The sequence below is a fragment of the Thioalkalivibrio sp. ALE22 genome, assembly GCF_000381445.1.
Classification (GTDB): domain Bacteria; phylum Pseudomonadota; class Gammaproteobacteria; order Ectothiorhodospirales; family Ectothiorhodospiraceae; genus Thioalkalivibrio.
The window spans coordinates 1-21,206 of sequence record NZ_KB906516.1; the positions used below are offsets into that span (position 1 = coordinate 1).

The window sequence follows — 21,206 nt, forward strand, 5'->3', positions numbered from 1 at the left end:
CGCAGCGTAGCGAGTTCAGCGCCGCCGGCCCGAGAGCCCTGGAGCAAGGTTCCCGGGCGGAATCCGGGTGCCCTTCTTTGGGTCCTTTCTTGGGCAAGCAAGAAAGGACCTCGGGGCGCGCTGGCGAGTCAGCGCCGGGCAGTATGTGGACCGGAACCACCGTAAACACCGATGCCGAACCAGGACCAGCCACCACGAGGCAGGCGGCGGACCGGAGGCACGTAAACACCGGATGACGAACCAGGACCAGCCTCAACAGGGCAGGCAGCAGGCACCGAGTGATCAGGGTTCGGCGCGCGGCGCGGTGGTGACGCGGACCCCGCGGCGCTCGCCGTCGACATCGTCGATCTCGTCGTCCAGCTCGTGCAAGCGGCGCGTGGTCGCCAGCGGCGACGTCGTACCCCGCGCCACCAGGCGATAGGCCGCCGGAATCACGAACAGCGTAAACAGCGTCGCGAACAGCACACCGGAGAACACCGCCACCCCGATCACGAAGCGCGTCTCCTCGCCCGGCCCGGAGGCCAGGATCAGCGGAATGGAGCCCGCAACCGTGGTCAGCGCCGTCATCAGCACCGGCCGCAGCCGCATGCGCGCGGCCTCTATGATCGCGGCGTCGAAATCACGCCCGCGGTCGCGCAACTGGTTGGCGAATTCGACGATCAGGATGCCGTTCTTCGCCGCCAGGCCGATCAGCATGACCATGCCGATCTGACTGTAGATATTCAGCGTCTGGCCGGTAACGGTCAGGCCGATCAGAGCACCTACCACCGCCAGCGGCACGGTCAGCATGATCACGAACGGGTGCACGAAACTCTCGAACTGCGCCGCCAGCACCAGGAAGACCACCAGCAGGGCCAGCGCGAAGACAAACAGGATCGCCTCCGAGCCGGTGCGCAGATCCAGCGATTCGCCCTTGTAGTCGATGCCCGCCTCGGCCGGCAGGAGCTCGGCAGCCTTCGCGTCCAGCGCGTCCAGCGCCTCGCCGAGGGTCATGCCGTCGCGCAGCCCGGCGGTCAGGGTGACCGCCCGCGAGCGGTTGTAGCGTTCCAGCGAGGACGGACCGGCCTGTTCCTCGTAGGTGACCAGGCTGGACAGCGGCACCATGGCACCGGAACTGGAGCGCACGTAGAGGTTGTCAATATCGCCCGGCGTGCGGCGCTGATCGGCCAGGCCCTCGATGATCACGTCGTACTCCTCGCCGCGATCGACGAAGGTGGTCACGTCGCGCCCGCCGAGCACGATGTCCAGCGTACGGCCGACATCGCGCATGGACACACCCAGGTCGCCCGCCCGGTCGCGATCCAGACGCACGTTGAGCTGTGGCTGGGTAGGCTCGTAATCGAGATCCACCCGGGTCAGGCCCTCGATGCCTTCGGCGGCCTCGCGCATGATTTCGCCCCACTCCTCGAGCTGGTCGTAGTCCGGCCCGGAGATCACGAACTGGACCGGCGGCCCGACGCGACCGCGCGAAAGGCCCTGGCGCATGACCACGCGCGCCTCCACCCCGGGCATCTCGTTGATGATGCCGCGGATCTCGTCGATCACCTCCTGACCGGACACGTCGCGGTCGTCCCAGTGCTCCAGGATCGCGATCACAAACCCGTTATTCATCAGCTCGGAGCCGCCGAAGCCGCGTGGCGTACGCACCAGGGCGCGGCGGATCGGACCGTCCTCGATCAGCGGCTGGATACGGGCCTCGACCTCGGCCATCTGGCGGCTCATGTACTCGAAGTTCGCCCCCTCGGGTCCGTCGACCAGGACGAAGAAGGACCCGCGATCCTCCTGCGGCGCGAACTCCTCGGGCAGCGCGTCGAACAGATACCAGGCCCCGGCCAGCACCGCGGCCAGTAGCGGCACCACCAGCCATGACCCCTTGAGCCCGCTCGCCAGCACGCGGCCGTAACCGGCCTCCAGCGCCGCGAAGCCGCGGCCGATGTAGTGGGCGGCACCGGTCTGGTCATCGCCCTTGTGCATCAGGCGCCCGGAGAGCACCGGCGCCAGGGTCAGCGCCACAATGCTGGAGAAGAAGACCGCGATGGCCATGGCGATCGCGAACTCGGTGAACAGCTGGCCCACCGTGCCGTCGAGGAAGGCCAGGGGCACGAACACCGCGATCAGTACCGAGGTGGTCGCCACGATCGCGAACCCGACCTGGCCCGCACCGCGGTAGGCCGCCAGCAGCCCCGGCTCGCCCCGTTCGATGCGCCGGTGGATGTTCTCCAGCATTACGATCGCGTCGTCCACCACCAGTCCGACCGCCAGCACCAGCGCCAGCAGCGTCAGCAGGTTGACCGAAAACCCGAACAGGCTGATACCGATGAACGCGGCGGTAATCGCGACCGGCACGGTCACCGCCGGGATCAGGGTCGCCCGCCAGCTGCCCAGAAACAGGTAGATCACGAACACCACCGCGGCAGTCGCGACCGCCAGGGTGATGTAGACCTCGCGGATCGCCCCCTCGATGAAGACCGACTCGTCGTAGGTGGTGACCAGCGAGGTGCCCTCCGGCAGGGAGTCCTGCAGGCGGTCCGCCATGGCCTTCACGCCATTGGCGACCTCCAGCACATTGGCGTTGGACTGGCGGATGATGCCGAGCCCGATCATGTCCTCGCCGTTGCCGCGGAACTCGCTGCGCTCGGTATCCGCCCCGATATTGACCTCGGCCACGTCGCCCAGGCGCACCAGCTGCCCACCCTCCCCGCGCTTGAGCACCAGGCCGGCGAAATCTTCGGGGGTGCGGTACTGGCGCTCCACGCGCACGGTGAACTCGCGCTCCAGCGAATCGAGACGCCCCGCCGGCAGTTCCACGTTTTCCTGCTGCAGGGCATCGGCGATGTCGGTGACGGTCAGCTCGCGCGCGGCCAGGGCCTCGCGGTCGACCCAGATGCGCATCGCGTAGCTGCGCGCGCCGCCCCGGCGCACTAGCCCGACGCCGTCCACCACCGACAGGCGATCAATCAGGTTGCGCTCGGCATAGTCCGCCAGCTCCAGCGCATCCATGGTGGTGCTGGAGAGGTTCAGCCACAGGATCGGGTTGGCATCGGCGTCCGCCTTGGTCACCTCGGGCGGGTCGACCTCGTCGGGCAGGTCGCCCAGCACGCGACTGACCGCCTCGCGCACGTCGTTCGCGGCGGCGTCGATGTCGCGGCTTAGGTTGAATTCGATGGTGATACGCGAGCGGCCGTCCTCGCTGGAGGACTGGATAAACCGGATCCCCTCGATCCCGGCGATGCGGTCCTCGATCCGCTGTGTGACCTCGCGCTCGATGATCTCGCCGCTGGCCCCGGGGTAGATGGTGTCCACCGTGACCACCGGCGGGTCCACGTCCGGGTATTCGCGCAGTGGCAGGCTGTCGTAGGCGATCAGACCGAAGGTGATCAGCAGCAGATTGAAGACAATCGCCAGCACCGGCCGGCGATTGGCGACATCGGAGATGATCATGCCCCGTCCCCGGCCTCGCCGTTATCCGGCGCACGCGGCGGCAGCACGCGCACCTCGCGGCCGTCGCGCACCCGCGACACGCCCTCGGAGACGACGGTATCCCCCGGCTCCAGGCCCTCCAGCACTTCGGCATGCCCCGGATCGCGTCGCCCGATACGGACGCGCACCCGCTCGACCGTGTCGTCGTCACGCAGCCGGAACACGAAGTGCTGGTCGGCGACCTGGCGGATCGCGCCCTCCGGGACGGCCAGACGCTCGACCGGGTCCAGCGGCAGGCGCATATTCACCAGCATGCCAGGGCGCAGCAGCAGGTCGGGATTCTCGATCAGCGCACGCACGGTGAGGGTGCGGGTCGCCACGTCCAGACGGTTGCTGACAGCCGCGACCTGCCCCGCGAATTCGCCGTTCGCGCTGCGCCCCTGGACATCGAGGCCCAGGTGGATCGCCGAGGTGTGCCGCTCGGGTACCGCGAAATCGACCTTCACCACCGAGACGTCATCGAGTTCAACGATCGCAGTCCCCGGACTGACCAGGGAGCCAGCGCTGACCTGACGCAGGCCCAGACGGCCGGAGAACGGGGCCCGGATGACGCGGTTGGCCACACGCGCCTCCGCGGCCGCCAGGCGTGCTTCCGCCTCGTTCAGCCGCGAACGCTGCTGGTCCACCTGCTGCTGCGTGACCACGCCATCGGCCACGCGGTCGCGCACGCGCTCCAGCTCCCGCCGCGCCTCGTCCACTTGCACACGGATTTCGCGCAGGGCCGCGCGCTCCTCGTCGGCATCAAGACGGACCAGGACATCCCCGGCCTCCACCGTGTCGCCGTCGTCGAACAGGACCTCGACCACGCGCTCGGTGACGCTGGCGGTGACCACCACGGACTCGTTGGCCTGCACCGTACCCAGGGATTCGACAACGGTCTCGAAGGTGCGCGGGACGACCTCGCTAACGCGCACCGGCGTGCGGTCGTCGCGTTCGGCGGCAGGCGCGTCGCTGGCCACGTCATCCCCCGCTTCCGGGCCAAACGCGTACCAGGCAGCAGCGACGACCGCCACCACCAGGACCAGTCCCAGAAACCCGCCAATCGCCTTCACTTGTCGATGCCCCTACATGAATGCGGCCCGGTCAGGGGACAGTGCGGTGCCCCCTGACCGGGCCAGGGTTGTACGTTCCGTTAGACGCGCTGAATACAGCAGTCCTGGCTTTTTCAGCGACTGCACGGAATCGCTGATAAATCAGTGTTTCCCTAGTGTAACGACCGTCACGTTTCACCGGCGTTCCGCAGCGCGGCCGGCAGATCGCCCAGGGGACGATCGTGCGGCCGGGTGTAGTCGATCACCGGGCCCTTCGGCACGATGCCGCTGGGGTTCAGCATCGGGTGGCTGCCGTAGTAGTGCGCCTTGATGTGATCCATGCGCACGGTCTCGGCCACGCCGGGGCGCTGGTAGAGCATGCGCAGGTAGGCCGACAGCGCCGGGAAGTCGATGATGCGCTGTCTATTGCACTTGAAATGGCTGTAGTAGACCGGATCGAAGCGCACCAGCGTGGTAAACAGCCGCCAGTCGGCCTCGGTGATCCGGTCGCCCACCAGGAACGGCTGGCGTGCCAGGCGCTCCTCCAGCCAGTCGAGGGTCTCGAAGAGACGGTCCCAGGCGGCATCGTAGGCCTTCTGGCTGGTCGCGAACCCGGAGCGGTAGGCCCCGTTGTTCACGTTCTCGTAGACGCGCTCGTTGACCGAGTGGATCTCCTCGCGCAGGTCCTCCGGGTAGAAATCCAGCGTATTGCCGGTGATGCCGTCGAAGGCGCTGTTGAACATGCGCACCAGGTCTTCCGACTCGTTGTTCACGATCCGGTCGGTCTGGGTGTCGAACAGCACCGGCACGGTTACGATACCCGTGTATTTCGGATCGGTGCGGGTGTAGAGCTCGTGCATGTAGCGTGAGCTGTGCACCCGGTCACCGGTGCAGCCGTCGCAGTCATCGAAGGACCAGCCGGCATCGCCCATGTAGTGGTGCACGACCGACAACCCGATGTGCGACTCCAGGCCCTTGAGCTTGCGCAGGATCAGCGCGCGATGCGCCCAGGGGCAGGCATAGGAGACGTACAGGTGATAACGCCCGGACTCGGCCGGGTAGCCGCCCTCGCCCAGGGGACCCGCGGAGCCGTCGGCGGTCACGTAGTTGCGGTACTGCTGGTCCTGGCGCACGAACTCGCCGTTCTCGTCGGACTCCTCTTCCAGCCAGCCTTCGCGCAGTTCGCCGTTGATCAGGAGACTCATGGGGTTCCCTCTGCAGCGGTCCAGCCGCCACGGTTACGGATGATAGGGTCGATTATCCTGTCGATAAAATCGAAAATAAATCGCGTTATTTCCGCCCGATAGTTCGAAAATACCGAACCGACTGAGGGATAGGCCGCTCAGGGAGACGCTGATTTAATCGCACGTCCGCGCTCGAGTCGCTTTTGCGTGCGAACAAGGCGCGGTGACTGCCGTGCAGTCATTCTGCACAAGGGAACCGCAACGCCGTTCCCGCGCCCGTTTTTGATCAACAACGGGCGGCCGAGCCCCTGCTTTCAATGGCTTGTGGGGTTGGTGCCCCCTGTTCCCCGATCCTGCGTTGCGCCGCTTGCGGGTAGAACCACTACCCGCTGCACGACGCGCCTTGTCTCGGAACGTTTGTCTCGAACAACTGGGGGGCACCAACGCGGACGTGCGATTAAATCAGCGTCTCCCTCAGGAGGCGCGCAGCGTGCCGTCGAAGTAGCGGGCAAGGAAGGTATCGAAGTCCAGGGTATCGGCCGCCTCGATCGCGGCCTGCTCCGCCAGGCTCTGGCGCGCCAGGGCCTCCAGCGTCTCGGCGCGCGGCAGCGGGCCGTTGAAGCGAAACGCCTCGCGGTGCTGCGCGGACAGGCGGCTGGCGTAGCGGTAGAAGCCCTCCTCGCGCGCCATCATGTCCTCCAGCATGCGCGCCGAGGGCGTGAGGTCGGCCTGCTCGACCTTGCCCCACTGCTCGCTTAGCGCTCTACGGTAGGGGTCGCCCGGCAGTTCCTGGTCGAGGATCGCGGCGACCGGGCGCATCAGGGCCAGCAGTTCGCGCGCCCAGTCCTGCAGCCGTACAGACTCGTCCTGCCGGCGCAGCTCGAGGCCGGGGCGGCGGCCGTAATGCGCCACATCGAGCAGGTTGCGGTCGATCGCGTCGAGTTCGCCGTCCGCCAGCAAAGGACTGGGCTGCAGCAGGCAGGTCAGGGCAAACACCTCGAGAAAGCGCAGCTGGGTCTCGTCCACCCCCAGCGGGTGCTGCGCGTTGATGTCCACCGAGCGCAGCTCGACGTACTCGATCCCGCGTGCCTCCAGCGCATCGGTGGGCTTCTCGAAGCGCTCCAGCGGCTGCTTCGGGCGCACGGTGGAGTAGTACTCGTTCTCGATCTGCAGGATGTTGGCGTTCAGCTGGCGGTATTCGCCGTCGACCTTCACGCCGATGCGCTCCCACTCGGGGCTGAGCGTATTGATCGCGCAGCGCAGCGAGTCGACGTAGCCGCCCAGCGAGTTGTAGTCCGCCTTGATGCCGGTGTCCGCCTCCTTGCGGTTGGTGTAGCCGATGTCACCCATGCGCAGGCTGGTGGCGTGCGGGAGGTAAGAGGTGTCGTCGTCAAAGTCCTCCAACACCGCGCCGTGGCCCTCGAGGAAGGAATTGCACACTGCGGGGGAGGCCCCGAACAGGTACGGCACCAGCCAGCCGAAGCGCAGCAGGTTGCGGATCATGCCCATCATGCGCTCGTCGCGGAACGCGCGGTCATCGGTCGCGTCCAGCACCTGCGCCAGGACCGGCCAGAACTCGGGGCGCGGGGAGTAGTTGAAGTGCACCCCGGCGATCACCTGCATCTTGCGCCCGTAGCGATGCCCCAGCCCGATGCGGTAAACGGTCTTCATGCGTCCGGCGTTGGACGTGCCGTACTGCGCGACCGGGATCGCATTATCGTCGGCAGTCACGCAGGGCATGGAGGTGGACCACAGGGTCTCGTCGCCGACATTGGCCGCGGCGAAGGCCTGCAGGTCGTGCAGGAACCCCAGCGTCTCGCGCACATCATCGAACGGCGGGGTGACCAGCTCCAGCAGGGCCTCGGAGTAGTCCGTCGTGATATTCGGATGGGTCAGCGCCGATCCCAGTGCCGCCGGGTGCGGGGTCAGGGCCGGCGACCCCTGCGGGCCAACGCGCAGGGTCTCCTTCTCCAGGCCAATGCGCCCGTGCAGGCCCGTCCCCGCCAGGCGCTCCGCCAGCTGCGCGACCAGTCCCTGCAGATTGCGTTCGTCGGTTCCCACGGGCGTGCTGTCCTGCTCCAGTCAAACCCGGCGAACATACCCGAATGCGCCTGCGGGGTCACATGCACCGCCGACCGGCACCCGAAAACCGCGCAACGCGGATCAGGAGACGGCTCCCACGCAAGGCGCGGATGACCTTGCCCTGCCGGTCCTATTAAATTAGGTTTTTCTTATACACAAGACATCGGGCGCCGCATGGAACCGGACACACAACGCCGCAGCTGGGACGAGATCCTGGTAGACGCCCTGCGCGCCCCTGCCACCGGGCTGTTCGTGCTCGGACTCGCGATGGGTGCGGGGCTGATGCACTGGGGCGTGGAGCGCCCCCCGACCGAGGGCGCGTTGATGGTCACGCTGCACAATGACAGCGACACGACCATCCGCGCGGTGCACTTCGATTTCGGGCACGACCTGTCCGAATCCAGCATTCGCGAGGGCGAGATCGCGCCCGGAGAGCGCCGGCGCGTAGCGCTCAACCACGTGCCGGGCGCCGGTTTCAATGTGGAAATCCGCTACGCCGACGGCCACGTCCAGGCGTTCTGTGCCAATCGCGGCGTGGACGGCTGGGCCCAGGAGGTTCGCGTCTACCGCTGAATCTGGCAGGCGGCACCGGCATGGCCTATACAGGACATGCGGGGTGAGAAAATGCCGCAACCATGGCCGAACATGCTGGAGCACTACACCCGTGGGAACGGGGGTCCGCACCTGCGCGAGACCCGCGCGGCCGCCTCGCCAGCGGTCGCCATGCTGGAGACCCTTCAGCCACCGGGCCTGTTCCACACCCCGGCCTCCGATGACCTGGTCCTGAGCCAGTCGTCCGGGGCCCCATTCCGCTACGTCTGCAATCTCGGCGCCGGGCGTTTCTCGGGGCACACCCGCACCCGCGATTTCGTGGCCGTGGCCCCGGGGGCCACGCCCTGGTGCCGTGTCACGGACGCGGCGAGGGTACGGTTTATCGCCATCCCCGCCGACCTGGCCCGCCGTTGCCTGGACCGGCCCGCCGACGACCCGCTGGATTTCGGCCCCGTTCACAACCGCCACCACAGCGACCCGCTGATCGCCCAGGGCCTGGAGTGTCTGTGGCAGGAAATGGGTCGCGAGGACCCCGCCGCACACGTGTTCGTGGACAGCATGATGGCCGCACTGGTGGTGCGCCTGGCCCGCCTGACCAGCCAGGCCGCCCCGGCCGACCGCTGCCGGGGCGGCCTCGCACCGCACCGCTCGGCACAGGTCATCGACTACATGCAGACTCACCTCGACCAGCCGATCCGTCTCGCCGAACTCGCCGCGCTGTGCGACCTCTCCCCCTGGCACTTCGCCCGCGCCTTCCGCGAGACCCACGGCCAGCCGCCCCACCGCTACCTGACCCAGCTGCGTCTGGAGCGGGCGCGCGCCTTGCTGACCGAGTCGCACGCGAGCATCGGCGAAATCGCGACGGCCACCGGCTACACCCCGCAACAACTGGCCCGCCACTTCCGGCAGGCCTTCGGCATGGCACCCGGCGCCTACCGTGATCAGTACGGGGCGCCGCCAATCACCCGCGCGGACGGCCCCGAAACACCCTGACGCACAACCGCAAGATTCGCCCCCGCACCGCAAGTCCGTGACCGCGGGGGATCACCGCACGGCCTAGGCTCCGGGTAAAGCCAACCCCCGGCGCCATCGCGGAGGTCACCCGCATGCCGTCCGCCCCGGAATACCCTGCGTCACCACAGGCCGTGGAGGCCTTTGCCGGCCACCTGGTCGAGGTCCTCAATCACGGTGCGCTGTGCCTGATGCTCTCGCTCGGGCACCGGACCGGACTGTTCGATGCCCTGCGCGGGCGCCCCCCGTCGACCTCCGAGGCAATCGCCGCAGCGAGCGGCCTGAACGAACGCTATGTCCGCGAATGGCTCGGCGCGATGGCCACGGCGGGGATCGTCACGGTGGAACCCACCGGGCCACGTTTTGCCCTGCCGCCGGCGCATGCCGCATGCCTCACCCGCGCCGACGCGGCCGACAACCTGGCGGTGTTCGCCCAGTACATCGCAGTGCTGGGCGCCGTGGAGGATGCGATTGCCACCGCGTTCCAGACCGGTGACGGCGTGCCCTACGAACGCTACACACGTTTCCACGAAGTCATGGCCGAGGACAGCGGCCAGTCCGTCCTGTCCTCGCTGGAGAGCGCCATCCTGCCGCTGGTGCCGGGCCTGACCGATCATCTCGAGCGCGGCATCCGCGTGCTGGATGTCGGCTGCGGCAGCGGGCGCATCATCAACCACCTGGCGGGGCGCTACCCTCGCAGCGAATTCACCGGACTGGATCTCTCGCCACAGGCCATCGCGCGCGCCCGCGCCGAGGCAAAAGCGGAGGGGCTAGACAACGTCGTGTTCATCGAGGCCGACGCCGCCGAGATGGGGCACCGTCTCGAGGCCCGGAGCTTCGAACTGATCACCACCTTCGACGCCATCCACGACCAGGCCGATCCCCAGGGGGTCCTGCGCGGCATCCATCGCGCGCTGGTGCCCGAAGGGATCTACCTGATGCAGGACATCCGCGGCTCTGGACAGATCCAGGGCGATCTCGATCACCCGCTCGCACCCTTTCTCTACACCGTCTCCTGCATGCACTGCATGCCGGTATCGCTCGCCCGGGGCGGCCCCGGGCTCGGTGCGATGTGGGGCGAACCGCTAGCCCGCGACTACCTGCAGCGCGCCGGTTTCCGCGACATCCGCGTACACCAGCTGGCCCACGACCTGCAGAACAACTGGTACGTGGCCACCCGATAACAACCCAAGGAGGCATTGCCATGAGCGCACAACACCCGATCACGACCCTGGCACTGGCCATCACCGCCGCCCTTGCGCTGGGCCTGGCCGCCCCGTTGGCGGCGTCCGAGCCCGACGATCACTTCATCATCCGCGACTGCGAACAGTCCCGCGAGGACCTGGCCCGGGCCATTCGCGAGTATGCGGAGAACGAGGAGGACTGGATCTTCCTGGCCGAGTTCGGCCTGGCCGGTGGCGACATCACCGCCCTGAAGGTCTGCTACCTGCCGCTGGGGCCCGACATCCTGGATGCCGGCCTGCACGTCGGCGCGATGATGCCCTGCGGCCATATCGGTCTGTACGAAGAGAACGGCAACACAAAACTGTCCATGCTGCACCCGAAGTTCATGACCACCCTGCAGCCGCATCCGAGTCTGGAGCGCGCGGCGAAGAACGCCGAACCGGCCTTCGAGGCGCTGCTCGATCATGTCCTCGGCGGACCGTAGGCGGCCCGGCCCCAATGGATCGCTTGCCCGTGAGACCATGATCTGCGTCCTGGCCCTGCTGGCGCTGGCCACGCCCATGGCGTCGGCCAGCGCCACGGAAACCCTGCAGGCTCGCACGGACGCCACCAGCGGCCTGATCACCTGGACGTGGCAGGGCGATGGCGTCTCGCTGGAGCTTGCGCAGCTGCTGCCCGATCAGACCCGCGCGTTCTTCCTGGGACGCGGCTTCGAGACCGAACATGCCGATCTCATTGCGGCGCACTGCGTCTTCCAGGCGATCCTGCGCAACAACCGCCCACACACCCCTATCGAGGTCAATCTCCACGACTGGAGCAGCCAGGGGCCGGAGGGGCTCATCCGCCCGCGCCCGAACTGGGACTGGGAGGCAACCTGGGACCGACGGCAGGCCCCCGAAGCCGCCCGCATCGCCTTTCGCTGGGCCCTGTTCCCCGGCGAACACCGTTTCGAACCCGGCGACTGGCTGATGGGCATGATCCTGTTCGACCATCCGCCGGGCACGCCCTTTGATCTGACCCTGCGCTGGCGCGCGGCCGGGGAGCTCCACGAGGCGCGGCTGCCCGACCTGCGCTGCGCCGACGAGGCGGGAGGGTGATCGCCATGCCAAAGCTCGCGACCCTCCTGATCCTGTTAATCCTGGCCGCCATGACCGCCCCGGCCGCGACCGAGTCCCTCACCGCGATCGAGCCACGCCCGGATGCTCCTCCCCTGACACTCGAGGACCTCGACGGCCACGAGCATGACCTGCGCGACTACCGCGGCCGCGTCGTGGTCGTGAACTTCTGGGCGACCTGGTGCCCGCCGTGCCGGGACGAACTGCCCTCCCTGCAGCGACTATGGGAGGGACTGGGCCCCGACGGGCTGGTGGTACTCGGGGTAAACGTCGGCGAGGACGCCGATCGCATCTTTTTCTTCACCGCCGACTACCCGCTGGATTTTCCCCTGCTGCTGGACCGCGCGGCCAGCGCGATCGATACCTGGCCGGTGCGCGGCATCCCCACCACCTTCGTGATCGACCCCGAGGGCCGCATCGCCTATCGCGCCATCGGCGCGCGCGAATTCGACCACCCCGGCATCACCAAACGCCTGCGCGAGCTGCAACAGGGGCGATCGTCCGAGCCCTCTGCGACCGAATAAGGCGCATCGGGCGGGGGTACGTGACATTGCCCGAAACCCGAACCGGCGGTCTGCGCGCGCAACCTTTCCGTCGCAATGTCGTCATCACCTCGTCACACCCCCGGTCCACACTCCGGAACTTGAGTCTCGTCCCAAGGTGCAGCCGTGCACATTCTGATGCTGAGCGACGTGTACTTCCCCCGGATCAACGGGGTCTCCACTTCGCTGGCCAGTTTCCGCGCACAGCTCCGACAACTGGGCCATCGCGTCACGCTGGTGGTGCCGGCCTATCCCGGACTGGGCGCGCACCCCGGCCCCGACCCGCAGGACCCGGACCTGATCCGCATCCCGTCGCGCTACCTGGTAGTGGATCCGGAGGATCGCATCCTGAAGCCTCGCCTCATCCGCCGCTCCCTGCGGGAAGCCGGGATCGAGCGGGCCGACGTGGTCCATGTCCACACCCCTTTCGTGGCGCACTACGCCGGGCTCAAGCTGGCACGCGACTGGCAGGTCCCGGTCATCGAGACCTACCACACCTTCTTCGAAGAGTATCTGCAGCATTACCTGCCGTGGCTGCCCGCCAAATGGCTGCGGGGGCTGGCGCGGCGCATCTCGCGCGCGCAGTGCAACGCGGTCGACCGGGTGATCGCCCCGTCGACCGCGTTGCACCAGGCCCTGCTGGAGTACGGGATCAAGACGCCCATCGTGCGCCTGCCCACCGGGATCGACCCACAGGCCTGGACCGGAGGCGACGGCCACCTGTTCCGGGCGGAGCGGGGCATCGCACCCGGCCGCGAGATGCTGGTGCATGTGTCGCGCATCGCCTTCGAAAAAAACATCGGCTTTCTGCTGCAGATGCTCCAGCACCTGCGCGAGCGTCGCCCCGGCGTCCTGCTGCTGATCGCGGGCGAGGGACCGGCCCGGGCTGCCCTGCAGCGCCAGGCCGCGCAGATGGGCCTGGAGGACAACCTGCACTGGTGCGGGTATCTGGACCGCGAGACATCGCTCGTCGACTGCTACCGCGCCGGGCATGCATTCGTGTTTGCCTCCGCAACCGAGACGCAGGGTCTGGTCCTGCTGGAGGCCATGGCCTGCGGGCTGCCCGTGGTCTCCACGGCGCGCCTGGGCACGCGCGACATCCTCACCGACGCATCCGGTGCCGAAGTCGCTCCCGAGGAGCCCGCGGTGTTTGCCGAGCGGGTCGCCCGCGTCCTCGATGATCCCGAACGCCAGCGCGCCATGCGCGCAGCCCACGCCGCATGGGCGCGGGAATGGAGCGAGCGGCGTATGGCCGAACAATTGCTGACCGTGTATCAGGATCTGCTGAGCCCGGCCGACGCGCTCGGCACCCCGCATACCGCGGCCGACCGTCCTCGCTGACGGCCCTTCCCACTCCAGCGGACCAAGCGACCATGGCCAACGGCGGCGCTACCGGCATCACCCGCATCCTGCGGGCCTTTGGGTACTCCTGGAAAGGCCTGCGCGCCACCTTTCGCCACGAGGAGGCCTTTCGTCAGGAACTGATCCTGGTGGTCATCCTGGCGCCACTCTCGCTGGTGGTTGGCAATACCGGAGTGGAACGCGCACTGCTGCTCGGCAGTCTGTTCCTGATCCTGATCATCGAGGTACTGAACTCGGGCATCGAGGCCACCGTGGACCGCTTCGGTCCGGAACGCCACAGGCTGGCCGCCCGCGCCAAGGACATGGGATCGGCCGCCGTGCTGCTGGGCTTTGCCAACGCCACCCTGATCTGGCTGCTGGTCCTCTGGCCCTAGGCTAACACCCGCGGATCACGCAATCGTCACTGCAGCGCCATGGCGACGTCATCCGGATGCGCGATGCTCGGCAAAACCCCGAGCGGGAGCCCGCGATGGCCACCCTGGATTGCCGCAGCCTGTTCCTGTCCGACCTGCACCTGGGCACCCGGGAGTGCCGCGCGGACTACCTGCTGGACCTGCTGCGCCAGGTCAATTGCGATCGCCTGGTACTGGTCGGCGATGTATTCGACATCTGGGCCATGCGCCGGCGCATCTTCTGGGACGCGACCCAGGCGGCGGTGGTCGAGCAGGTCCTGTCGCTGGCCCTGCACGGGGTCGAGGTCATCTACATCCCCGGCAACCACGACGAACTGGTGCGCGGCTTTGTCGGTTCGGAGATCCGCGGCGTGCGCATCGAACGCGAACTGGTGCACTGGACCGCCGATGGCCGGCGCTTCCGCGTAACACATGGCGACGAGTTCGACGGGCTCGTACGCCACAGCCGCCTGGTACACGCCCTGGGCGATCTTGGCTACAACCTGCTGCTGCGCGGCAGCCGCTACCTGAACACCATCCGACGCCGCCTCGGGCATCCGTACTGGTCCCTGTCGGCCTGGCTCAAGACCCGCGTGAGCGGGGCGGCGCGGGAATACATCCAGCGTTTCGAGCATGCCGCCGTCACCGCCGCGCGCAAGGGCGGCTTCGATGGCTGCATCTGCGGCCATATCCACAAGCCGAACGTCCAGGCGTTCGGCGACATCCTCTACTGCAACGACGGTGACTGGGTCGAGCACTGTACGGCCCTGGTGGAAGATCGCTCGGGCCACCTCAGCCTGCTGCACTGGTCGGACCATGGCTCGGTGCAACAGGCCGAGTCCGGGGCAACCGCGACCGAGGCCTTCGATCTCGAGTCGATACTGACCCGGCGATAACCGCGCGCCAATCCTGTCACCCGGGCGTCATGGCGCTGTAGTACCGTGGTCACATGAACGAATCGCGATCGCGCCACTGGGCCGGGGCCGGCGCCGACCTGCTCCTGCTGCTGCAATCCATCCATGACACCGAGCAGGCCCGCCGCCTGGCGCGGGTGGCCGGCTGGGTCCTGGTCTTCGCCGGGGTCATCGTGGTGATGCTGGGCGTGCTGGTGCAGCACATGCCCACGATGCTCGAAGGCACACTCGTGGCATTGCTGGCGCTGGTCGGCGGCTGGCTGCGCAGCCGCCTCGCCGCCACCCTGCTGATGCTGCTGATGGCCCTGGGGCTGGCCACCGGCCTCGCACTGGGCGCCGCCACCGGCGGGCTCCTGCTGCAGGTCGCGCTGTTCGGCGTGGCCCTGCGCATGGTCGAGGGCTGCTTCCGCTTTCGCCACGCCGACGCTGGCAGCCCGGGCGACAACGCCCAGTAGGTTCCAAAGCAGGCCGGCGCTCACGGTGGAGACTTGAACCCGCCCGAGCGGGCGAACAGGATAAGCCCTTCTGTTCATCAAGGAAGTGCTCACGCGATGTCCATCGTCGCCCGCCTGCAAACCCGCCTGCGGCGCTTCATCTGGCCCGGCTGGGCCACCCGTATCCTCGGGACCCTGTCGATCCCGGGGCTGATCCTGGCCACGCTGTTCTTTGCCGCGTCGCTGACCCCCAGCCTGATCCCGCGTACCGACGACGTACAGGGCATCCTGTCCGGACTGTCACTGGCGGCCGGCTACGGGCTGGGCGTGTTCTTCCACTGGCTTTGGTCCTATCTGGAGCTGCCGGAATTCGGCGAGCGCACGCACAACACCCTGGTGGTCATCGCCGGGGGCGGCGCCGTGCTGATCGTGCTGATCTTCCTGTGGCAGGCCACCGAGTGGCAGAACAGCATCCGCGCCCTGATGGAGCAGGAGCCGGTAGACGGCGGCTTCCCGATCCGACTCGGGCTGATCGCGGCGGCGGTGTTTGCCGCCACCCTGGCGGTCGGACGGCTGTTTCAGCTGCTGGTGCGCTTTCTCGCCCGCCATCTGCGCCGTTTCATCCCGCGCCGGCTGTCGAACGTGATCGGTGTGCTGGTCGCCGCCGGGGTGTTCTGGGCGGTCATTGACGGGGTGATTCTGGAATACGGCCTGCGCACCGCGGACCGCAGCTTCCAGCAGTTCGACGTGCGCGAATACCCGGGGGTCGAACAACCGACGGCGACGTTCCGTACGGGCAGCCCGGCCTCGCTGGTCAGCTGGGAGCAAGGGCTCGGGCGCCAGGGACAGCGCTTCGTCGGACAGGCACCGGATGCCAGCACAATCCGCGATTTCGCCGCGGGCGAGGCCCTGGACCCGATCCGCGTCTACGTAGGCCTGAATGCCGCCGAGACCATCGAGGAACGCGCGCGGCTGGCCCTGCAGGAGATGCTGCGGGTCAATGCCTTCGACCGTTCGGTGCTGGTGCTGGCCACCCCCACCGGGCGCGGCTGGGTGGACAACCGCGCGATCCAGCCGGTCGAGTATTTGCACGGCGGCGATGTCGCAACCGTGGCCGTGCAGTACTCCTACCTGCCCAGCTGGCTGTCGCTGATGGCCGAGTCGCAGTACGGCCACGAGACGGCCCAGGCGGTGTTCGCGGAGATCTACGGCTACTGGAAGCAGCTGCCGGCGGACGCCCGCCCGGAGCTGTACCTCTACGGCCTGAGTCTGGGCGCGCTGAACTCCGAGCGCGCCGCGGATCTGTACGACGTGATCGGCGATCCGTTCTCCGGCGCGCTGTGGGCCGGCCCGCCGTTTCGTAGCGAGACCTGGCGCGACATCACGCGCCAGCGCCAGCCGGACTCCCCGGCCTGGCTGCCGCGCTTTCGCGACAGCTCGGTGGTGCGCTTCACCAACCAGGAGAACCACCTGGATATCCCCGGCGCCGAATGGGGCCCGATGCGCATCGTCTACCTGCAGTACGCCAGTGACCCGGTCACCTTCTTCGAGCCCCAGGCGCTGTACCGCAAGCCCGAGTGGATGCAGCACCCGCGCGGCCCGGACGTGTCAGCGGACCTGACGTGGTACCCGGTGGTCACCATGCTGCAACTGGCGGTGGACGTTACCATCGGCGATGCTGCCCCGCGCGGCTACGGCCATGTCTACGCCACCGAGCACTACATCGACGCCTGGCATGCGGTCACGGCCGCGGACTGGCCAGAGGAGCGCCTCGAGTGGCTCAAGCGCCACCTGGGCGACTGACCGGCCGTAGGGCTATCCCGCGGTTTCTCCCCCGACCAAACCGCGCTTGCGCAGGTGGCGTCCGGTGAGATTGACCATCGCCACCACAAAGCCGGCATATAACAACGCGACAACGCCCAGGACCGCGAGCATGAAACTGTCCAGTACTGTGCCGTCGGCCCACAGCACCAGGAAGGCCAGGGAAAGCTGCGTACCGAGGAGCACAGCGACCATGACGGCAATCACCCGCCACTTCTCGGCGCGCGACAGATAGCGGCCGTTCCTGCGTCCGAAGGCCTCGCAGGGCCACGCCACCGCCAGGCCCAGAATCCCCATTCCGATCGTTGTACCGAACTGCTCGAGATGGAAATGGGCGATTGCGAACATCGCGACGATCGTCAGCGAGAAATAGAGCAGTACGAAACGTAACAGCAGGTTCTTGATGGACATCGCCTCCCCTCCATGGGACGTCTGAAAGCCGCACTCCCTTGTGCGGCCAGGGTGCATGTCGGAGTCCTCCAACATGCACCATCACGGCATGCGGCTATTCCTCGGAAAACGAGGCGCCTTCGATGATCACGGGATAGGTGTAGCCGGCCCCGAAGTCACGATCCAGGATCAGCGTCCCGGTGACCGAGACGCGATCCCCCACCTCGGGCAGTTCGGTGGAGGTGATGGTGATGTAGTCCCCCTCGCTTCCCGTGCCGTCCACGAAGTGGATGAAGTTACGGCCCATGATGTCCTCGTTCACCCGCCCGACGATGCCCTCCAGGCGCACTTCTTCGCCCTCGAGCTCCGCCGGCGCCTGACTCAGCTGCTCGACCGTATGCAGTTCGTCGGCCTGCGCGGGTACCCCTCCCGCCAGCATCGCCAACAGCACTACGCCACTTCCGATTACGCGTCTCATCCCGTTCTCCTCGTCATTCGTGATGTTCCGGATGCCGGGCATCCTAACTGATCGCCCCCATATCCGAGGGCTCGCGTGACCGGGTCGCCAGCGTTCCCTTTACGCGCTCCGCGGCGCGGTTCACCACCAGGTACAGGCAGGGCACCACCAGCAGCGTCAGGATCATCCCGGCGATCAGGCCGCCGACCACGGTCAGCGCCAGCGGGCGCATGATCTCCGCGCCCTCACCGAGGCCGATGGCCAGCGGCAACATGCCGAGCACCGTGGTCAGGGTGGTCATCAGGATCGGACGCAGGCGCAGCGCGCCGGCCTCCACCACCGCGCGCGCCGGGCTCAGGCCGCGTCGTCGACGGCCCTGTTCGATGTACTCGACGAGCAGGATCGCGTTGTTCACCACCACCCCGATCAGCAGGATCGCGCCGATCATCACCGGCGCGGAGACCGGCGTGTGCGTGGCCCACAAGATCGCGACCACGCCAATAAGCGACAGCGGGGCCGCCGCCACGATCACAAGCGGATTGGCCAGGCGCTCGTATTGAACCGCCAACACCACCAGCACCAGGAAGATAGCGAGCGCCACGACGGTGGCCATCTCGCGCTGCGTCTCCTGGATGGTCTCCCACTCGCCTCCGATCAGCAGGCTGTAGTGCTCGGGTACCTCCACCTCGGCCAGACGCTGTTCGACCTCGGCCATCACCGAACCGACGTCGCTGACCTCGGTATTGATATCGCCGTTCACCCGCACCACCCGGCTCTGGTTCTCGCGCTCGATATGGGCGGGCCCCTCGCCGATCTCGAACTCGGCCACGTCGGCCAGCCGTACGGGATCGCCATTGTCGCGGAACAGGATCATCCGTCCCAGCGTGGCCGTGTCCTGTACATCCTCGCGCGGCAGGCGGACGCGCAAGTCGTACTCGCGGTCATCGCGCACATACTGGGTCGGTACCGCGCCCTCCACCGCATCGCGGATCGCCTGACCGACCGTGCCCACCTGCAGGCCCAGCGCGGCCGCGCGCTCGAGATCCACGTGTACGCGCAGAATCGGGCTCTGGTCCTCGCGCCCGACCTCGACGCCCTCAAGGCCCGGGATGCCCTCCAGGCGCCCCGCGATCTCGCGGGCGATGGTGCGCATCTCGGTCAGGTCCGCCCCCACCACGCCGATCGACAGGTCGTCGCCAGTCACGCTGAACTGCAGCCCGTCGATACTCGGCGGGCGCACGGTAATCCGCGCCCCGGGCAGGTCCAGTTCGTCCATCGCCGCCTGTGCATCGGCCACCCATTGCCCGGCGGTCATTTCACGCTGTCCGGCCGGGGTGAGCTGCACCGTGAGATTGGACGTCCCCGGACGCTCGTTGACCACGCCACCCCCCAGGTGCCCGCCGACCATGGCGAACACGCTCTCGACATGCGGCAGCTCCTCGAGTGCGGCCTCGATGTCGCGGGCGGCGGCATCGGTCTCGTGCGGCGGTGTACCCGGCGGCAGGACCATGCGCACGCTGACCTGACCATCGTCCACCTGCGGCAGGAACTCGGTGCCCAGCTCCCCGCCGACCTGGACTGCGCCGACCAACAGGACCCCGGCGGCGCCCAGCACCACCCAGCGCGCGCGCAGCACCTTCGGCAGCAGACGCCGGTAACGTCGGCGCAGGCCCTGCACCCCGCGGTCGAAGCCGCGCAGCAGCCAGGTCCGGTCCAGCCCGCTCTCCCAGCGGATGCGCGCGAGCAGGGCCGCCAGCATCGGCACCAGCGTGATCGCTGCGGCCAGTGTGGCGATGATCGCGAACGACAGCGTCAGAATCAGCTCGCGGAAGATCAGCGCCCCGATGCCCGTAATCAGCAGGAACGGGAGTACTGCCGCGAGATTGGTCAGCGTGCCGGCGGTGACCGCCGAGACGACCTCGCCCGCCCCGTCGTGGGCGGCCTGCTCCGGCGATTTCCCGAGCTTGTCACGATGGCGGTAGATGTTCTCCAGCATCACGATCGCGTTGTCGAGCAGCAGCCCCACGCCCAGCGCGAGCCCGCCCAGGCTGATGATGTTCAGGGTCAATCCGCCCAGCCCCATCATCGCGAAGGTCGCCATCAGCGCGATCGGGATCGACAGCCCGATGATGAAGCTTTTGCGCAGACTGCCGAGGAACAGGAACACCGCCAGCATCGCCAGCACGCCACCGAGGACTGCGGCAGTGCCCACGGAGGACACCGCGCCACGGATAAACGGGGCCGAGTCGCTGACCACCTCCCACTGGATGTCCTCGGGGATAAACCCGGAGCGCTCCAGCCGCTGGAGCGTCCCGCGCACGGCATCCACCGACTCGACGGTATTGGCCTCCGGCAGCTTGAACACCGACACGCGCGCGGCCGGCGTGCCATCCAGGCGGATGAACAGGCGCTGCTCGCGGTGGCCGTCGCGCACCTCGGCCAGCTCGCCCAGGCGCACATGCGCCGACTGCGGCCCCGGCAGCGGGATCAGCACGTTGCGCACATCCGCCTCGGAAGTGAACAGGCCCTCGGTCTTGGCCATCACGTCAAAGGTGTCGGAGGTCACCCAGCCACCGGCCACCTCGCGGTTCTCGTCCGCCAGCGTCTCGCTGATCGCGGCCATCGACAGGCCGTAGCCGCGCACCCGTTCCTGGTCGAGGATCACCTCCAGCTCGCGCTGCTGGCCGCCGGAGGCCTCCACCGAGGAGATCCCGTGGATGGCGATCAACTGCGGGGCCAGCTCGTGCTCCACCCAGTCGCGCACCGCGGTCTCGGAACGCACGGTAGAGGAGAAGCCCGCCTCCCAGATCGGGTCCTGCGACGGGTCGAACTTGTACAGGCGCAGGGATTCGAAATCATCCGGCAACTGGGTGCGCGCCAGCTCCAGGTGACGCGCCGCATCCTGCAACGCCAGATCCAGGTTGGTCCCGTACTCGAACAGCAGGTTGACGTTGGTGCGCCCCTCGGAGGCACGGCTGTAGATGCGCGTCAGGTTCTCGGTCGCCGCAAGATTGCGCTCCAGCACTCGTGTGACCTGCTCCTCCATGACCTCCGGCGCGGTGCCCGGGTGGTTCACCGTGACCCGGATGTGCGGGTACTCGACATGCGGCAGCAGGTCCACCGGCAGGCGGTCGACAAAGAACATGCCCAGCACGATCACCACCGAGGCCAGCGCCATGATGGCGACCGGCCGGCGGATGGAGAAGCTGGTCACCCGCCCGTGTGGGCGCTGGGAGTCCCCCGCATCGGCCATG

General features: G+C 67.8%; 18 protein-coding genes. 11 read left to right on the forward strand and 7 right to left on the reverse strand.

Features of this window, described 5'->3' with window-relative positions; all coding sequences use genetic code 11:
• Positions 1 to 282 precede the first annotated feature (282 nt).
• The 4 genes from F793_RS0113020 to gshA all read right to left on the reverse strand — a co-directional run bounded on the left by F793_RS0113020 (position 283) and on the right by gshA (position 7,756).
• Positions 283 to 3,441, reverse strand: a complete 3,159-nt coding sequence (locus F793_RS0113020) for an efflux RND transporter permease subunit (RefSeq protein WP_018882851.1) — start codon at positions 3,439 to 3,441, stop codon at positions 283 to 285.
• Positions 3,438 to 4,532 (reverse strand): efflux RND transporter periplasmic adaptor subunit, encoded by a 1,095-nt coding sequence (locus F793_RS0113025; protein WP_018882852.1) that lies wholly within the window; start codon positions 4,530 to 4,532, stop codon positions 3,438 to 3,440. Before F793_RS0113025 ends, F793_RS0113020 begins: the two co-directional genes overlap by 4 nt.
• 167 nt (positions 4,533 to 4,699) lie before the next feature.
• Positions 4,700 to 5,716, reverse strand: coding sequence for a glutathione S-transferase family protein (locus F793_RS0113030; RefSeq protein ID WP_018882853.1), 1,017 nt, complete (start codon positions 5,714 to 5,716; stop codon positions 4,700 to 4,702).
• Positions 5,717 to 6,169: 453 nt separating this feature from the next.
• Positions 6,170 to 7,756 carry a glutamate--cysteine ligase gene (gene gshA, locus F793_RS0113035; RefSeq protein WP_018882854.1) on the reverse strand — a complete coding sequence of 529 codons (1,587 nt, stop codon included), beginning with the start codon at positions 7,754 to 7,756 and terminating at the stop codon, positions 6,170 to 6,172.
• Positions 7,757 to 7,951: 195 nt separating this feature from the next.
• On the opposite strand from gshA, the gene F793_RS0113040 reads away from it, so the two are divergent.
• From F793_RS0113040 to F793_RS0113090, 11 genes are all read left to right on the forward strand, one after another.
• Positions 7,952 to 8,350: a hypothetical protein gene (locus F793_RS0113040; RefSeq protein WP_018877110.1), complete on the forward strand. Its 399-nt coding sequence runs from the start codon at positions 7,952 to 7,954 to the stop codon at positions 8,348 to 8,350.
• Positions 8,351 to 8,401: 51 nt separating this feature from the next.
• Positions 8,402 to 9,322: a helix-turn-helix domain-containing protein gene (locus F793_RS0113045; protein WP_018882855.1), complete on the forward strand. Its 921-nt coding sequence runs from the start codon at positions 8,402 to 8,404 to the stop codon at positions 9,320 to 9,322.
• Between the two features lie 113 nt (positions 9,323 to 9,435).
• Positions 9,436 to 10,524, forward strand: coding sequence for a class I SAM-dependent methyltransferase (locus tag F793_RS0113050; protein WP_026280923.1), 1,089 nt, complete (start codon positions 9,436 to 9,438; stop codon positions 10,522 to 10,524).
• Positions 10,525 to 10,544: 20 nt separating this feature from the next.
• A complete protein-coding gene (locus F793_RS0113055; protein ID WP_018882857.1) occupies positions 10,545 to 11,009 on the forward strand; it encodes a DUF302 domain-containing protein in 465 nt (154 codons plus the stop codon).
• A 37-nt stretch (positions 11,010 to 11,046) separates the two neighbouring features.
• The gene (locus tag F793_RS0113060) at positions 11,047 to 11,622 is read left to right on the forward strand and encodes a hypothetical protein (RefSeq protein WP_018882858.1); all 576 of its coding nucleotides are present in this window, start codon (positions 11,047 to 11,049) and stop codon (positions 11,620 to 11,622) included.
• On the forward strand, positions 11,619 to 12,164 hold the full coding sequence (locus F793_RS0113065) for a TlpA disulfide reductase family protein (protein WP_018882859.1): 546 nt from the start codon (positions 11,619 to 11,621) through the stop codon (positions 12,162 to 12,164). The genes F793_RS0113060 and F793_RS0113065 overlap by 4 nt, the downstream gene beginning before the upstream one ends.
• Before the next feature lie 156 nt (positions 12,165 to 12,320).
• Entirely contained in the window at positions 12,321 to 13,523 is a 1,203-nt protein-coding gene (locus F793_RS0113070; RefSeq protein ID WP_038035715.1) for a glycosyltransferase, read from the forward strand.
• 32 nt (positions 13,524 to 13,555) lie between these two features.
• Positions 13,556 to 13,918 carry a diacylglycerol kinase gene (locus F793_RS0113075; RefSeq protein ID WP_018882860.1) on the forward strand — a complete coding sequence of 121 codons (363 nt, stop codon included), beginning with the start codon at positions 13,556 to 13,558 and terminating at the stop codon, positions 13,916 to 13,918.
• Between the two features lie 95 nt (positions 13,919 to 14,013).
• The gene (locus tag F793_RS0113080; RefSeq protein ID WP_018866746.1) at positions 14,014 to 14,832 is read left to right on the forward strand and encodes a UDP-2,3-diacylglucosamine diphosphatase; all 819 of its coding nucleotides are present in this window, start codon (positions 14,014 to 14,016) and stop codon (positions 14,830 to 14,832) included.
• Between the two features lie 53 nt (positions 14,833 to 14,885).
• Positions 14,886 to 15,305 carry a hypothetical protein gene (locus tag F793_RS0113085; protein WP_018877119.1) on the forward strand — a complete coding sequence of 140 codons (420 nt, stop codon included), beginning with the start codon at positions 14,886 to 14,888 and terminating at the stop codon, positions 15,303 to 15,305.
• Between the two features lie 96 nt (positions 15,306 to 15,401).
• On the forward strand, positions 15,402 to 17,087 hold the full coding sequence (locus F793_RS0113090; protein WP_018879702.1) for an alpha/beta-hydrolase family protein: 1,686 nt from the start codon (positions 15,402 to 15,404) through the stop codon (positions 17,085 to 17,087).
• Positions 17,088 to 17,099: 12 nt separating this feature from the next.
• Here F793_RS0113090 and F793_RS0113095 read toward each other — a convergent pair whose 3' ends face one another.
• The 3 genes from F793_RS0113095 to F793_RS0113105 all read right to left on the reverse strand — a co-directional run bounded on the left by F793_RS0113095 (position 17,100) and on the right by F793_RS0113105 (position 21,205).
• Positions 17,100 to 17,516, reverse strand: a complete 417-nt coding sequence (locus tag F793_RS0113095) for an ABZJ_00895 family protein (protein ID WP_026280476.1) — start codon at positions 17,514 to 17,516, stop codon at positions 17,100 to 17,102.
• A gap of 94 nt (positions 17,517 to 17,610) precedes the next feature.
• Complete coding sequence (locus F793_RS0113100) at positions 17,611 to 17,973, reverse strand: hypothetical protein (RefSeq protein WP_026280924.1); 363 nt, start codon at positions 17,971 to 17,973, stop codon at positions 17,611 to 17,613.
• 43 nt (positions 17,974 to 18,016) lie between these two features.
• Complete coding sequence (locus F793_RS0113105) at positions 18,017 to 21,205, reverse strand: efflux RND transporter permease subunit (protein WP_018882861.1); 3,189 nt, start codon at positions 21,203 to 21,205, stop codon at positions 18,017 to 18,019.
• Between the last annotated feature and the right edge of the window lies 1 nt (position 21,206).